Source organism: Bacillus sp. R45, from assembly GCF_021729365.1.
In the GTDB taxonomy this organism is placed as follows: Bacteria; Bacillota; Bacilli; order Bacillales; family Bacillaceae; genus Bacillus; species Bacillus velezensis.
Genome location: NZ_CP091421.1, coordinates 850001 through 864874, shown reverse-complemented (window position 1 = coordinate 864874; position 14874 = coordinate 850001). Strand labels below are relative to the sequence as shown.

13 protein-coding genes, 1 tRNA gene and 1 riboswitch are annotated in these 14874 nt (G+C 47.8%); of the genes, 2 read left to right on the top strand and 12 right to left on the bottom strand.

Annotated elements, in window-relative coordinates; all coding sequences use genetic code 11:
* Positions 1 to 7: 7 nt before the first annotated feature.
* Entirely contained in the window at positions 8 to 775 is a 768-nt protein-coding gene (locus L3V45_RS04450) for an ABC transporter ATP-binding protein (RefSeq protein ID WP_003155413.1), read from the bottom strand.
* A 223-nt stretch (positions 776 to 998) separates the two neighbouring features.
* Positions 999 to 1934: an amidohydrolase family protein gene (locus tag L3V45_RS04445; RefSeq protein WP_003155415.1), complete on the bottom strand. Its 936-nt coding sequence runs from the start codon at positions 1932 to 1934 to the stop codon at positions 999 to 1001.
* 256 nt (positions 1935 to 2190) lie between these two features.
* Between L3V45_RS04445 and katA the strand changes: the two genes are divergently transcribed.
* Positions 2191 to 3636 (top strand): catalase KatA, encoded by a 1446-nt coding sequence (katA, locus tag L3V45_RS04440; protein ID WP_003155420.1) that lies wholly within the window; start codon positions 2191 to 2193, stop codon positions 3634 to 3636.
* 71 nt (positions 3637 to 3707) lie between these two features.
* On the opposite strand, the gene L3V45_RS04435 is transcribed toward katA, so the two are convergent.
* The 6 genes from L3V45_RS04435 to L3V45_RS04410 form a co-directional block, all read right to left on the bottom strand.
* The gene (locus L3V45_RS04435) at positions 3708 to 4673 is read right to left on the bottom strand and encodes an ABC transporter ATP-binding protein (RefSeq protein WP_024085043.1); all 966 of its coding nucleotides are present in this window, start codon (positions 4671 to 4673) and stop codon (positions 3708 to 3710) included.
* Positions 4666 to 5652: an ABC transporter ATP-binding protein gene (locus L3V45_RS04430; RefSeq protein WP_043866938.1), complete on the bottom strand. Its 987-nt coding sequence runs from the start codon at positions 5650 to 5652 to the stop codon at positions 4666 to 4668. Before L3V45_RS04430 ends, L3V45_RS04435 begins: the two co-directional genes overlap by 8 nt.
* Positions 5649 to 6554 (bottom strand): oligopeptide ABC transporter permease, encoded by a 906-nt coding sequence (gene opp4C / locus L3V45_RS04425; protein WP_003155427.1) that lies wholly within the window; start codon positions 6552 to 6554, stop codon positions 5649 to 5651. The genes L3V45_RS04430 and opp4C overlap by 4 nt, the downstream gene beginning before the upstream one ends.
* 12 nt (positions 6555 to 6566) lie before the next feature.
* Positions 6567 to 7523, bottom strand: a complete 957-nt coding sequence (locus tag L3V45_RS04420) for an ABC transporter permease (RefSeq protein WP_236837268.1) — start codon at positions 7521 to 7523, stop codon at positions 6567 to 6569.
* Between the two features lie 68 nt (positions 7524 to 7591).
* Positions 7592 to 9313 (bottom strand): ABC transporter substrate-binding protein, encoded by a 1722-nt coding sequence (locus tag L3V45_RS04415; RefSeq protein WP_069448625.1) that lies wholly within the window; start codon positions 9311 to 9313, stop codon positions 7592 to 7594.
* A 2-nt stretch (positions 9314 to 9315) separates the two neighbouring features.
* Positions 9316 to 9495, bottom strand: a complete 180-nt coding sequence (locus L3V45_RS04410; protein ID WP_063174138.1) for an FbpB family small basic protein — start codon at positions 9493 to 9495, stop codon at positions 9316 to 9318.
* Between the two features lie 254 nt (positions 9496 to 9749).
* Here L3V45_RS04410 and L3V45_RS04405 point away from each other — a divergent pair, with 254 nt between their 5' ends.
* Positions 9750 to 11105, top strand: a complete 1356-nt coding sequence (locus tag L3V45_RS04405) for an FAD-binding oxidoreductase (protein ID WP_003155432.1) — start codon at positions 9750 to 9752, stop codon at positions 11103 to 11105.
* A gap of 40 nt (positions 11106 to 11145) precedes the next feature.
* On the opposite strand, the gene thiC is transcribed toward L3V45_RS04405, so the two are convergent.
* The 4 genes from thiC to L3V45_RS04385 all read right to left on the bottom strand — a co-directional run bounded on the left by thiC (position 11146) and on the right by L3V45_RS04385 (position 14742).
* Entirely contained in the window at positions 11146 to 12918 is a 1773-nt protein-coding gene (gene thiC / locus L3V45_RS04400) for a phosphomethylpyrimidine synthase ThiC (protein ID WP_014304664.1), read from the bottom strand.
* A gap of 121 nt (positions 12919 to 13039) precedes the next feature.
* Positions 13040 to 13150, bottom strand: a riboswitch (TPP riboswitch).
* A 49-nt stretch (positions 13151 to 13199) separates the two neighbouring features.
* Positions 13200 to 13898 carry a Type 1 glutamine amidotransferase-like domain-containing protein gene (locus L3V45_RS04395; RefSeq protein WP_025852227.1) on the bottom strand — a complete coding sequence of 233 codons (699 nt, stop codon included), beginning with the start codon at positions 13896 to 13898 and terminating at the stop codon, positions 13200 to 13202.
* Between the two features lie 37 nt (positions 13899 to 13935).
* Positions 13936 to 14256 carry a hypothetical protein gene (locus L3V45_RS19620; RefSeq protein ID WP_236837267.1) on the bottom strand — a complete coding sequence of 107 codons (321 nt, stop codon included), beginning with the start codon at positions 14254 to 14256 and terminating at the stop codon, positions 13936 to 13938.
* A 404-nt stretch (positions 14257 to 14660) separates the two neighbouring features.
* Positions 14661 to 14742, bottom strand: a tRNA-Leu gene (locus L3V45_RS04385).
* Positions 14743 to 14874 lie beyond the last annotated feature (132 nt).

Sequence of the window (14874 nt, the reverse complement as noted above, 5' to 3'; positions counted from 1 at the left end):
GTCCCTTCTATATTCCGGACCCATCCGCAAACCGGAGGTCTTCCGTTTTCTCAAATTCAGAAAGCACCTTCTGCCGGACGGCCTGAAAATCCGCTGACGTCCGATTGCGCGGATGCGGAAGCTGAATCGGCATCAGGCTGTGCAGCCGGCCGGGCTTTGCCCTGAGGATCGCCAGCTTATCGCCTAAATAGACGGATTCATCAATATCATGCGTGACAAGAATCATCGTCGTTTTTTTCTCGCGCCATATATCAAGCAGCACATCCTGCAAATGTTTTCTCGTAAAAGCGTCAAGCGCCCCGAACGGTTCATCTAAAAGCAGCACCTCCGGCTCACGCAAAAGGGCTCTGGCGATGGCAACCCGCTGCGACATGCCGCCGGATAATTCGCGCGGATAAGCGTTCTCCGCTCCCTGCAGCCTGACAACCTCAATCAGATCATCCACTTTTTTCCGAACGGCCGGGTCGTTCATATTGAGATCGGCAGCGATGTTTTGTTTTACCGTCAGCCAGGGAAACAGCCGGTGCTCCTGAAAGATAAATCCCTGCCGGATGCCCGGTCCCGACACATTGCGGCCGTTTATTGCGACAGAGCCTTTATAATCGGTATCAAGACCGGCAATCAATTTTAAAAGCGTGCTTTTGCCGCATCCGCTCGGTCCGATGACAGTCAAAAATTCTCCCGATGCAATTGACAGCTCAATATCATTCAGCACCGGCGTTTTCCGGCCTTCATGCTCAAAAGCTTTTTCTTGTATGCTGATGGTTACAGCCATCTGTCTTCCCCTCTCTTTCTGCCGCATGCGATCGAAAAACAAAAAGGCCCCCATCTCCGATTGCTTGCAGAGATGGGAGCCTTCGGCGGTCCGATCGGCAACCCGTTTATTTTTAAATTTGAATATCATGTTAATTCAAATTATTCCGACTTGTCAACTGTTTTTTGTATGAATTAAAAATGCGTCTTCCGGCATAAACCTGCCAAAGAGCGCATCGGCTGTATCACGTATTTACTTCCTTTTCTTGCCGGGCGATTTTCAATAATGTCCGCGCGTTGTTGCCGAAAATGTTTTCTATATCTTCTTCCCGCATATTGATTTCCCGGCAGGTCCTCACCTGCTCCTGAAGATATCTGTATACATATCCTCTCGGAAATCCGTTCGAATCCGTCCCGAAGATGATCCGTTCAGCACCGATTAATTCAGATGTCTTTCGAAACAGAATTTCCAAATCAAGCCGGTACGGCATCCACCTCATCCACTGATTTGAGCCGGACGTGTCAATATACACATTCGGGCAGCTCCAGCACAGCTGCAGCAGTTCCTGATAATATCCGGCGCCGAAATGCGGAATGATGAACGGTATATCAGCATACTCTCTCGCGACGCGATAGATGGAGAGCGGGTTGATGTTGCGATGGCTGACAATGCCACCCGCTCTCCCTAAAAGTCCGAAGTGAATTAATACAGGCAGTCTTTTGTCAGCCAGATACGTCCACAGCTTTTTCAGCGACGGATCATGAAACTCGATGTCTGTCAGCGGCCCGAACAGTTTATATCCTTTCAGACCGAGCTCTTCAACCGCTCTTTTCAGCTCCTCATACGCATCCTTTTGTTCCAAAGGATGATATGCAAATCCGGTAAACCTCGCGGGATTGGCTTGAATAAACGCCGCCATCCGGTCATTGCTCTCTGCAGTTAAAAAATTCAGCACCTCAATGCCGTACTTATCTAATTCTTTCTCCCATCTTGTCATCAAAGCGATTTCGCCGTCATCGCCATCAACATCATGCGGATCAGGAAAATCCCAAGTGAGATTCATTCTTTCCGACCGCTCCCGGTTATAATCGGAAAATGTCTTATCGTTTTTGCCGAAATTAAGGCTGTACGGCAGATGACCGTGAATATCGACAGGTTTAAAATGCTGCCGGAAAAGCATACAATCGCCGCCTCCCTTACCGCCTGACAATAAAAAAAGGCCCTTATCCAGTGAAGAATAAGAGCCTCTTGTGTCCAAGTCAGCGGTTTCTATTTTTTCTCATATTAAACCCATTATTCCCGTCAGTCAAGTGTGTCATTAAACCCATACCTTCTTTTCGATAATAAAAATAATTATTTTATAATCATTATAAAATAATATTGACTTTTTACTGATAGGTGATATTATGTTCTTATAAATTTAAAGAGGTGATCACATGAGTTCAAATAAATTGACAACCAGCTGGGGCGCTCCTGTCGGAGATAACCAAAACTCAATGACGGCCGGCGATCGCGGTCCTGCTTTAATACAAGACGTCCATCTGCTTGAGAAATTGGCGCACTTTAACAGAGAACGCGTTCCGGAGCGTGTCGTTCACGCAAAAGGCGCGGGCGCACACGGTTATTTTGAAGTCACAAATGACGTTACAAAATATACGAAAGCTGCATTTCTGTCAGAAGTCGGTAAACGCACGCCGCTTTTCATCCGTTTCTCAACCGTTGCGGGCGAACTGGGCTCTAGTGACACAGTGCGCGACCCGCGCGGATTTGCCGTTAAATTTTATACAGAAGAAGGAAACTACGATATCGTCGGAAACAATACACCCGTGTTCTTCATCCGCGATGCCATCAAGTTCCCTGACTTTATCCATACACAAAAAAGAGATCCGAGAACACATCTGAAAAATCCGACGGCCGTTTGGGATTTCTGGTCTTTGTCACCCGAATCCCTGCACCAGGTAACCATTCTGATGTCAGACCGGGGCATTCCGGCGACTCTTCGACATATGCACGGATTCGGAAGCCATACATTTAAATGGACAAATGATAAAGGCGAAGGCGTCTGGATTAAATATCACTTTAAAACAGAGCAAGGCGTGAAAAACCTTGATGTTAATACAGCCGCAAAAATCGCCGGCGAAAATCCCGATTACCATACGGAAGATTTGTTCAATGCGATTGAAAACGGCGATTTCCCAGCATGGAAATTATATGTTCAAATCATGCCGTTAGAAGATGCAAACACATATCGCTTTGATCCGTTTGACGTCACAAAAGTGTGGTCTCAAAAAGACTATCCGCTGATCGAAGTCGGCCGCATGGTTCTGAACCGCAATCCGGAAAATTACTTTGCGGAAGTAGAACAGGCGACGTTCTCTCCCGGCACATTAGTCCCCGGCGTCGACGTCTCACCTGACAAAATGCTTCAAGGCCGGTTGTTCGCATACCATGACGCGCATCGCTACCGTGTCGGCGCGAACCATCAGGCGCTGCCGATCAACCGTTCCCGCAATGAAGTGAAAAACTATCAGCGTGACGGACAAATGCGTTTTGATGATAACGGCGGCCGCTCCGTCTATTACGAGCCTAACAGCTTCGGCGGCCCGAAAGAGTCACCTGAAGATAAACAGGCGGCATACCCTGTATCAGGTTTCGCTGACAGTGTAAGCTATAATCATCATGATCATTACACACAAGCCGGCGACCTGTACCGCCTGATGAGCGAGGAAGAGCGCGCGCGCCTTGTCGCCAATATCGTCAGTGCGATGAAACCTGTGGAAAAAGAAGAAATTAAGCTGCGCCAGATCGGCCACTTCTACAAGGCTGATCCTGAATACGGCAGACGCGTTGCCGAAGGACTCGGACTGCCGTCACCAAAATAACATCAAAAAACCTGCCGGTCTGCCCGGCAGGTTTTTTATGTTCATTATCAATAAAACCGTTTTTTTCTCAATTACACGAAGTGGCATGCCGCAAAATGATGAAGCCCTTTTTCTGACAGCGCCGGACTTTTCTCAGCACATATCTTCTTGGCTGCCGGACATCTCGTTCGGAATTTACAGCCTGAAGGCGGATCAGAGGGGCTCGGTATATCACCCTTTAAAATTATCCGCTCCCTTTTCGATCCGGGATCAGGAACAGGCACGGCTGATAACAGCGCTTTCGTATAAGGGTGAAGCGGCCGTGAAAAGAGCTCCTCCTTTGACGCATATTCCACAATCGTCCCTAAATACATAATGGCGACCTTCGTACATAAGTGCTCCACCACGCTTAAATCATGAGAAATGAACAAATATGACAGCCCGTGCTGTTTTTGAAGGCTGCTGAACAAATTGATCATCTGCGCCTGGATGGAGACATCTAACGCCGCCACGGGTTCATCCATAATGATAAATTGCGGCTTGAGCGCCATCGCTCTTGCAATTACGATCCGCTGCCGCTGCCCTCCGGAAAATTCATGCGGATATCGGTCGATAAAGTTTGCGGAAAGTCCGCAGGCTTCAAGAACTTCCGCCGCTTTATCACGCGCGTTCCGCTTCACCGCCAATTGATGCTCGATCATCGCTTCACCGATGGCTTCTCCAATCCGGCGCCGGGGATTTAAAGAACTGAACGGATCTTGAAAGATGAGCTGCGCTTCCGATCTGAAAGTTTTGAGCTCGCGCCGGCTCATCCGAAACACATCACGCCCCTGAAAAAACACCTCTCCCCCTGTTTTCTCATGAAGCCTCAAAATGGTCTTGCCGATTGATGACTTTCCGCTGCCCGATTCTCCCGCTAAGCCGAACACTTCTCCCTTTCCTATCGTAAAACTGACACCGTCAACCGCTTTTACGGGTTTTTTATGAGTCTTTCTCATCCCCCCATGCTCCTCGTAATATTTTTTCAGCCCCTTGACCTCCAGCAACACATCACTCATCTGCTTTCTCCTCTCTGTAAAGCCAGCACGCCGCCTGATGCCCCTTCCCGAATTCAGTAAAATGCGGGCTCGATCTCCGGCATATTTCCGTGCTGTGTTCACATCGCTCCGCAAAATAACAAGACGATCCGGACAGGTCCGCAAGCTCGGGGACCTGCCCCGGAATGGTGTACAGCGTCTCCCTTTTTTGACCGATAACCGGCTTGGCCGCGAGCAGCCCTTTCGTATACGGATGCTTCGGATCAGAAAACAGCTCTGCAACCGGTCCTTCCTCCACAATTTTTCCCGCATACATGACAATCACAAAATCAGCCATTTCAGCAACCACGCCAAGGTCATGAGTAATGAATAAAATAGACGTGCGAAATTGCTTTTTCATATCCCGCAATAAATCCAATATCTGCGCCTGAATGGTTACGTCAAGCGCTGTCGTCGGCTCGTCGGCAATGATCAGTTTCGGATCGCAGCTTAGCGCGACAGCCGTCATGATGCGCTGCAGCATGCCGCCGCTCAGCTCATGAGGATATCGGTTCATAACCTGCTCGGCATTCGGGATCTCCACTAACGTGATCAGTTCAACGGCTCTCCGCCATGCCTCTTTCTTACTCAGCAACAAATGTTCGCGAATCGGTTCGGTCAGCTGCTCACCGATTGTAAACACCGGATTCAAAGATGTCATCGGTTCCTGAAAAATCATCCCGATTTCGCTTCCGCGGATTTTCTGCATGTCTTTTGGTTTCAGTTCCAACAGGTTCTGTCCGGAAAAATGCACCGCTCCCCGTTCGATTCTCCCCGTCTCGGGAATAAGCTGCATAATGGACAATGACGCCATGCTTTTCCCGCAGCCGGACTCTCCTACAATACAAACCGTTTCCTCCTCATGTATCGTAAAGCTGACATCGTCCACAGCCTTTACCGCGCCCTCCTCTGTATAAAAAGCCGTTTCCAAATGCCTCACTTCTAAAAGCGGTTTTTTCATTTCATTTTCACCTGCCGTTTTACCTTAGGATCAAAAGCGTCTCTTAAACCGTCTCCAAGCAGATGAATCGCCACAACGGTCAGAAAAATGGCCGTTCCCGGCGGAATCCACAGCCACGGGCGGAGTGTAAAATCCATAAAATGATTCGCCGCTTCCATCATGTTTCCCCAAGAAGGTGTCGGCGGAGCAACGCCAAGCCCGAGAAAACTCAGCGCAGATTCACTCAGCATCGCTCCCGCCACATGCAAAGTCGCCGCTACCAATAATAACGGCAATGTATTGGGAAGCAAATGATAGAGGATTTTCCGTTTATCACTAAGCCCCAAAACTTCCGCGGCCATCATAAACGGCTGCTCCTTCAGCGACAAAATCTGTCCGCGTACAAGCCGCGCCAAACCGGGCCATCCGATCAGGCTTAACATCATCATAATCAGGTACATTCTGTATTCAGAAGGCACTTTCCACTCCGACATCACCGCAGCCAAAATCAAAAGCAGCGGCAGGCCCGGGATGGACATGAGCATATCAGCAATGCGCATAATGATCATATCAGCGGCTCCCCGATAAAACCCGGCCGCAGCCCCGAGTAAAGAGCCGATGACAAGCGACAGCACCATTGAAGCAAGCCCCACGGTCAGAGAAATCTGCCCCGCCAGCATCAGCCTCGTCAGCACATCTCTCCCGTACTGGTCGGTGCCCAGCCAGTGATGGATTCCCGGATGCTGATTGGCATTTGAAATATCCGTCCGATCTGTTATGTACGGAGAAAAAGACGGCCCGATAAAGCACAATAAAAACATAAAACATAAGAAAAGAAGACTGATGACCGTCAGCTTATGCTGCAGCAGGCGGCGGTACGTCTGCTTCCAAAGAGAAGGCGGCACCTCTTTTTGTTTTTTCATTCCGAACACCCCCTATTTCAGTCTGACCCGCGGATCAACCGCGGCATAAGCGATATCCGCCAAGAAGTTCCCTACAATCGTTAAACAAGACAAAAACAAGGTAAACGCCATCAAAACCGGATAATCACGATAATGCACAGATTCAAGCTGAATACGTCCGACACCCGGCCACCCGAAAATCTGTTCAATAATGATGGCTCCGGAAAACAGTCCCGGCAGTTCAAAAGCAAGCAGGGTGATGGCCGGAATAAGCGCGTTTTTCAACGCATGTTTCCAGATGACGGTGCGCTCTTTCAATCCCTTCGCTCTCGCCGTTCTGATATAATCCTGTCTGATCACGTCCAGCATGCCGGAGCGGAAATACCTTGTCAGCGAGCCGATGCCGAGCATAGATAAAATCACGACCGGAAGAATCATATGTCTGGCGGCTTCAAGCACGTACGAAAAACCTGTACTCGTGCTGCCGGTATCAATCATCCCGCCGACGGGCAATATTTTCAAATCCACCCCAAACCACTTAATAAACAGAAGGCTGATAAAAAAAGACGGAAACGCCATGGAAGCAAAAACAAGAAACGTCACGATCCCGTCAAACCATGAGTATTTCCTGACAGCGGATATGACACCCGTTATCATCGCGGCTGACCATGTGACAAGCAACGCCAAAAACGCGACAAAAAACGAATTCCAGGCATATTTCCGAAGCAGTGACAGGACGTTCTCCTGATATTTCAAAGAAAACCCAAAATCTCCGCTGAGCACATTTCCGAGCCATGTCACATAACGCTTCCAAATCGGCTGATCCAGCCCGTAAAGCGCTTTTAACTCCTTCGCTCTTTCCGGAGTCAGGTTTACATTGGAATCAATATAGTCGCCCGGCAGCATGGCGAATAAGAAAAAAATAATAAAGGACGTACCGAATAAGATCACAAGCATTTGAATGAATCGTTCTGCGGCATACCTTTTCATAAAAAGCCCCTCCTTTCCGCTGAAAGGGCAAAATCCCCAGGATGCATCGGGTATTTTGCCCAACCGTTCTATTGAATTGAGACATTTGAGAGACTTGAACTGATTCCAGAATAATTGTCAGGCTCAAGCCCTTTTATTTTTCCGCTGACCGCCCTTGCGCTCTGACGGTAATGAATCAGAATGTAAGGCGGGTTTTCCCCGAGCTCCCGGTACAGCTGGTGATAAATCTCTTTTCTTTTGCTGATATCAAGCGTGCCGGCTCCTTTCTCTATCAGCCGGTCCGCTTTCGGATTGGAATACCCCGTCACATTATTGGGATGGCCGGAAGCCAGCTTTTCCACCGTGTCATTCGGATCAAGGATCTGCGAGGTGGAAACGGCGGCAAGGTCATATTGTTTGTCATTGATTTTCGCTACTTCTGTATTAAAATCCATCACTTCCGGTTTTAATGAGATTCCGATGTCCGCATAATTTTCTTTCGCTATCGGGATGAAATCATCATCCGCTTTAGATGTGTAATAGCTGATTTCAAGCTTTTTGCCGTTTTTTTCACGTACACCGTCTTTGCCCGTTTTCCAGCCTGCTTCATCAAGAAGTTTTTTGGCTTTTTCAGGGTTAAACGCATACCGATTGACACCTTTGTCATCATAAGCCCACGAAACCGGAGACACCGGAACATTCGCGACCTCTCCGTAGCGTTTAAAGCGGACATCGACGATTTTTTGACGGTCAAGTCCGTAAATAAGCGCCTGGGACACTTTCTTATCTTGAAAAGGCGGACGCTTGTGATTGACGTACACAAGCCCGTAATCATTCACGACAGATACGCTTATATTCGCAAAACCGAGACTTTTTAAATGCTGAACCGTATCATCATCAGGTGAGAAAGAAGCGTAATCAAGGTCACCCGTTTCAAACAGCTGAAGGGAGGTTGACGGATCGATAATTTTATAAATCAGCTTTTCCGTTTTCGGTTTTCCGGCATAATAGTGTTCATTAGCCTGATAGCGTATTTCCTGTCCCGGAAGGTATTCTGTAAATTGATAAGGTCCCGCTCCGAGCGGTTTGGCATAAAGCTCTTTTAAATAGTCCAGTTTGCCGAATTGATATTTCTTCCCGTAGTAGGCTTCTGACAGCACCTGCCCGCCCAAAAGAAGCAGCGACTTCGCACTGACTTTCTCAGTCGTGATTTGAATGGTTCTGTCATCAAGGACGCGAATGCCCTCTATCGTCTTTGCCTTTCCTTCTTTGTAAGCCTTACCGCCTTTAATATAAGCCGTGGTGATATCTTCATAGCCCGCGTATGCAGGATCATGCAGCAGTGTTAAAGTGAATGCTGCATCCTTTGCGGTCAGCGGTGAACCGTCGCTGAAAACGAGATTTTTTCTTAAACGGAACGTGTATGTAAGCTGATCTTTGGAAATTTTCCAGCTTTCCGCAAGAGCCGGGGCAGGCTTCCCCGTTTTATCCAGTTTGACTAACGGTTCAAAAATAGGATCTGTCGCATTTCCATCCCAGCCGTTTTCGTAAAAGTACGGCAGAAACACGCCGCCCGGCGCGGAAATCCCAGCAACAAAAGTGTCAGTTCTGGCTTTCGATTTAGCGGGAATCGCCGCCGGATGAGAAGCTTTAAATTCCTTTGTCTTGACATGGGTGATACGTGTTTCTTCCTTTTTATCAGCCGCAGATGACGGTTCTTCCCCGGCACTCCCTAACGCGCACCCTGATAACATGATGGATACCGACAGCGCGAGTACCGTTGTTTTCAACCTCCATTTTCTCTCCTTCATCTTTATCGAACCCCCGCATGCTTTTCATCTATCTTTATATAAATCTGCTCCATCTGTTCCTCATTTCTCATAATCTCCCGTTTGTTTTTCTCTACAAGCAGTTCGAAATTCAATGTGTGTTTTCTGTACTTTTTCCGTCTTTTGCTCTTTTTGCGCACATGTGATACCTTTTTTAACGCCACTTTTCATCCCTCCGCTTTTCATTTAATGACTTTCACGCAAAAAAGGCCCTTATCTGTTTAATAGATAAGAGCTTTCGGTGATCCGATCAGCCATCGTTTGGAAATATGTAATGATTATGTTAATTCATACAATCCCTACCTGTCAACTATAATTTAAAATATCGTGTCCTTCCGGGGGTTTTCCTCATACACTCTCTCATTTTTCCGCATATGCTAGAAAACATAGCAGATTACAAGTGAAAGTGAGTGAGAATGTGGAAAAGACAACATTGAGCGGTCGCATCGTCAAAAAAGATGACCCGGACTATAATGCCGCAAGAACCAATTTCAATTTAAGCCTGCAAAGATATCCAGACATCATTGTGTTTTGCCAAAACAAACATGACGCCCTCAATGCGGTGAGATGGGCACGTGAGAACAATGTGCCTTTCCGTATCAGAGGCGGAAGACACAGCTACGAAAATTTTTCCCTGTTAAATGACGGACTAGTCATTGATCTCAGTGAAATGAAGAAAATAAGAGTAAATGAGGATAAGCGGCTGGTCTCGATTGAAGCGGGAGCCGAATTGGGGGAAGTCTACCGGACACTCTGGCGGTACGGCTTGACCCTTCCTGCGGGAACCATTGCGAATGTGGGAATCACGGGGCTGACGCTGGGGGGAGGAATCGGATATTTAACAAGGACTGCCGGACTTACTTGCGATCGTCTCCTCCAGCTTGAAATGATCATAGCGGACGAAAAAGCGGGTGCTGACTTGATCACAGTCAACCGCTCAAAGCACTCTGATCTATTTTGGGCATCTCAGGGCGGAGGGGGAGGCAACTTCGGCATTGTCACTTCCATGATGTTTAAAGCCGTGCCGATCTCGTGCGTGTCTGTTTTTTCTGTCACTTGGGGCTGGGATGATTTCGAGGAAGTATTTAATACGTGGCAGCGCTGGGCTCCATTTACAGACAACCGGCTTACCTCATCAATTCAGTTTTGGCCTAAGGAAGTCAACCGCATAGAAGCGCTCGGTCAATTTACCGGGACAAAAGAGGAGCTGAAAGAACTGCTGGCTCCGTTAATGAAAGCGGGAAAACCGACAAGCGGCATGGTCAAGACAGTGCCATTTATTAAAGCGGCAGCCTTTTTTAACAGCCCGGGAGGCAATCAGCCGCAAAAGATGAAGCGGTCAGGATCCTTTATTGAAAAACCATTATCAACACGCGCAATATCCACTTTAAAGCGCTATTTAGAGCACGCTCCGAACGAAAACGCCAGTGTCTGGCAGCAATCTCTCGGCGGGGCGGCCGGACGGATCGCTCCGGACCAAACGGCATTCTACTATCGCAACGCAATCATTGCCCAAGAATATATTACAACTTGGACATCTGCTGAAGAAGAAAGACAAAATGTCCGCTGGATCGAAGGACTGAGAACGTCCCTATCAAGAGAAACGATGGGGGATTATGTGAATTGGCCTGATAGAGAAATCAGAAACTGGCTGCAAACGTATTACGGAGAAAATGTTCACCGCCTCCGTCAAGTCAAAACGAAATATGATCCGGAAAATATATTCCGCTTCGAGCAGAGCATTCCGCCGCTTCGCCGTTCACCGTTTTTCTAAAAAAGATGAAGATGGGTACACTCCATCTTCATCTTTTCTTTTATTGATATAAGCGGCTTCCCTTCTCTGCAAACTCTTTTGCTTTTTCTTTCAGCCCTTCATTGACGGCCTCGTCTTCAGTAAGTCCGTTTTCCTTCGCATAATCACGAATATCCTGAGAAATTCTCATGCTGCAGAACTTAGGGCCGCACATCGAACAGAAGTGAGCCGTTTTTGCGCCTTCAGCCGGCAGTGTTTCATCATGATATTCCATTGCTCTTTCAGGATCAAGCGACAAATGAAATTGATCACGCCACCGGAATTCAAACCGCGCCTTAGACAGAGCATCGTCACGGATCTGTGCACCCGGATGCCCTTTAGCAAGGTCTGCGGCATGTGCCGCGATTTTGTACGTAATGACGCCTTCTCTTACATCATCACGATTCGGCAGCCCCAAATGCTCCTTCGGCGTGACATAGCAAAGCATCGCCGTCCCGTACCAGCCGATCATCGCCGCGCCGATTGCTGAAGTAATGTGGTCATAGCCCGGAGCGATATCCGTTGTTAATGGGCCGAGCGTGTAAAAAGGCGCCTCTTTACAAATTTCCAGCTGCTTGTCCATGTTTTCCTTAATTTTATGCATCGGCACATGACCCGGTCCTTCGATCATCACTTGCACATCGTGCTTCCACGCAATCTCCGTCAATTCTCCGAGAGTCTCCAATTCCGCAAACTGCGCTTCATCATTGGCATCCGCAATCGAACCCGGACGAAGCCCGTCACCAAGTGAAAAAGCGATATCATAGCTCTTCATGATTTCACAAATTTCTTCAAAATGCGTGTACAGAAAGCTTTCCTGATGATGAGCCAGGCACCATTGCGCCATAATCGCCCCGCCGCGGGATACGATTCCCGTCGTGCGTTTAGCCGTTAACGGGACGTAACGAAGCAGTACGCCGGCATGAATGGTGAAATAATCCACGCCCTGCTCCGCCTGCTCAATCAATGTGTCACGATAAATGTCCCACGTTAAATCCTCGGCAATGCCATTAACTTTTTCAAGCGCCTGATAAATCGGCACCGTCCCCACAGGCACGGGGCAGTTGCGGATAATCCATTCACGCGTCGTATGAATGTCTTTTCCCGTGGATAAATCCATCATCGTATCAGCGCCCCAGCGAATCGCCCACGTCATTTTTTCGACTTCTTCTTCGATAGAAGATGTAACAGCCGAGTTGCCGATATTGGCATTAATTTTCACATGAAAATTCCGGCCGATAATCATCGGCTCGCTTTCCGGGTGGTTGACGTTAGAAGGAATAATCGCCCGGCCGCTGGCTACCTCGTCTCTGACAAATTCGGGAGACACATGCTCACGTATAGCGATAAACTCCATTTCCGGCGTAATGATGCCTTTTCTCGCATAATGCAATTGTGTTACATTTTTCCCCGGCTTGGCCCGAAGCGGTTTCCGCTGCAGGCCGGGGTATTCGGCGGTACTGCCCTCTTTTTTATAGCCGTTGTCTTCAGGTCTCACGGTCCGTCCGTTATATTCTTCTACATCTCCGCGCCCGGTAATCCACTTTGTGCGGAGCGCCCCCAGACCTTCATGAATATCAATCTGTACATCCGGGTCTGTATACGGTCCGCTCGTATCATAAACACGGACCGGCGCATTCTCCTCTTCCCCGAATGCCCCCGTAGTCGCACTCAGGCTGATTTCCCGCATCGGCACTCGTATGTCGGGCGAAGAACCTTCTGCATAAACCTTTTTACTGCCGGAAAAACTCGACATAATGGAAATGTTCGCTTGCTGTACTGATTGATTTTGCATACAAATCTCTCCTTTATCATTTGAATAACAGAACCAAGCTCAGCACCAGCACAAAAAAACCGGGTTCAAAGAAGAACCCGGTTTTGCAGTCAGAAAGAAACTATTATTGTTTTCCTCAACAATAATAAAACCTTTACTTCCCCACGCTGGTACGAACCAGATCAGGTCCAAAGGGTTAAGAAGCCGCCGCTTCTCTCTCAGCCCGCTCAGACGGGCACCCCCAGTAACTATTGATTTCGCTCTCATCGTAACATAAGTTGTGTACAAAAAAAAGCATATTATCAAAATTCAGATAACGGAATGGTCATAAGCTCTGTTTCCCGAACGCCTTCTTCGGTATTAAAAACCCGATAACCCTTTGCGGTTTCCCGGGATGAGACAGCCAGGAACAGCTGACCGTCTTTATAATGAAGCGCAGCGCCGTCATCAGCGGCATAGCCCTCCCTGAGTTTCTTTTCGGAAATCAGACGGTGATACACCGGCCGGCGCTCTGATTCTCCGTCATAGTGCGGACAAAAGCTGCCCGGCAAAAATCCTAAAGCTGTTAACTCTCGCAAATCCCCCGCTGAATCCGTCACCCCTTCTTCATACCAGCAAATCGCTCCGGCGCTGAGACCCGCTAAGATGATGCCGTTTTCCCAAGCCTCACGAAGAATAAGGTCAAGCCCCCACTCTTTCCATAAGACAAGCATATTGCGCGTATTTCCGCCGCCGACATATATAATATCTTTCTTCATGAGAAAGGATCTGAGATCAGAACCCGACGGTTTAAACAGCGACAAGTGATCCGGCTCACACCGCAGCTTTTGAAAGGCCTGATAAAACCTGCCGGTATATTTCTCCGAATCTCCGCTTGCCGTCGGCAAAAAACAAACTTTCGGCTTTGACCGCGCCGACTGCTCTAAAATATACTGATCCAGCACAAGATGATCCGGCTCCATGGAAAACCCCCCGCCGCCCATTGCAATAATCTGCTTCAATGTCATCACCTCTTTTTTTCTCAAGTATAACAGCTCATTAAAAAGGCGTTATCCCAATTTCGGATAACGCCTTCAAAAAGTATTTGTTATCTGAAAAATACGCACCGTATAACACAACGGAGATCCCCGCGGCGTTAATCGCCGGAACAAGCTTCGAACGGGCATACTTCGCAACATTGATCCCCAACACCGTATTATCACTGAGGGGAGAAGCAAACCAAATGTTCCGCTCGCTAATAATAAGCTGGTATGTAACTGAACCGCCAGCGTTACGCCGAGCGTCCCAAGTCCCCCAGGATGACCCGATAAAATAGGAGATAACAGCCCCCAGTATAAAAAGAGACAGCGCAATAAACATATGAGGGATCCATGATTAAATGAAAAGTAACATATTTCGATAATCCCAGATTTTCAGCTACTGGTGTTACGGCCCAAATCAGCGATAACATAATAATAACATTGATCAATTCGTTTCCGCCCTTAATAAAATGGGTAACAAGCTCGCCTGCAGGAAAGCGCTGAAACATAAAAAGAGCAAATACTGCAATAACCGCTGCCAATAATGCGCGCTTTTGAATGGCCGCCCCACCAGCTGAGAAACAGTGTTAATAGCAAAAACAGCCCGATCGGAAAGATTTAACTCCACGGCCGAATCGGTGTTTCCTTTTCAGCTCCTCCTGCTGCAGGTATCATGTTTTCACAAGCCTTGGAGATATTTTCATACAACAAAAAAGGCTTCTACATATTGTAGAAGCCTTTGTATACCGGTGGCCGGGGTCGAACCGGCACTCCAGAAGGAACACGATTTTGAGTCGTGCGCGTCTGCCAATTCCGCCACACCGGCATGTAATCCGTCGTGTTCAACCGACGTATATAAATATAACATGCATTTTATAAGGTGTCAATGGTTTTAGTAAAGTTTTTTCAAATGGTAATGCAGTATATACGATACAAGCAAGAAACTTATATTGATAGT

Excerpts from the sequence above, each read along its gene's own strand:
- L3V45_RS04450 (WP_003155413.1), bottom strand. The coding sequence starts at position 775 with ATGGCTGTAACCATCAGCATACAAGAAAAAGCTTTTGAGCATGAAGGC.
- L3V45_RS04445 (WP_003155415.1), bottom strand. The coding sequence starts at position 1,934 with ATGCTTTTCCGGCAGCATTTTAAACCTGTCGATATTCACGGTCATCTG.
- katA (WP_003155420.1), top strand. The coding sequence starts at position 2,191 with ATGAGTTCAAATAAATTGACAACCAGCTGGGGCGCTCCTGTCGGAGAT.
- L3V45_RS04435 (WP_024085043.1), bottom strand. The coding sequence starts at position 4,673 with ATGAGTGATGTGTTGCTGGAGGTCAAGGGGCTGAAAAAATATTACGAG.
- L3V45_RS04430 (WP_043866938.1), bottom strand. The coding sequence starts at position 5,652 with ATGAAAAAACCGCTTTTAGAAGTGAGGCATTTGGAAACGGCTTTTTAT.
- opp4C (WP_003155427.1), bottom strand. The coding sequence starts at position 6,554 with ATGAAAAAACAAAAAGAGGTGCCGCCTTCTCTTTGGAAGCAGACGTAC.
- L3V45_RS04420 (WP_236837268.1), bottom strand. The coding sequence starts at position 7,523 with ATGAAAAGGTATGCCGCAGAACGATTCATTCAAATGCTTGTGATCTTA.
- L3V45_RS04415 (WP_069448625.1), bottom strand. The coding sequence starts at position 9,313 with ATGAAGGAGAGAAAATGGAGGTTGAAAACAACGGTACTCGCGCTGTCG.
- thiC (WP_014304664.1), bottom strand. The coding sequence starts at position 12,918 with ATGCAAAATCAATCAGTACAGCAAGCGAACATTTCCATTATGTCGAGT.
- L3V45_RS19620 (WP_236837267.1), bottom strand. The coding sequence starts at position 14,256 with ATGTTTATTGCGCTGTCTCTTTTTATACTGGGGGCTGTTATCTCCTAT.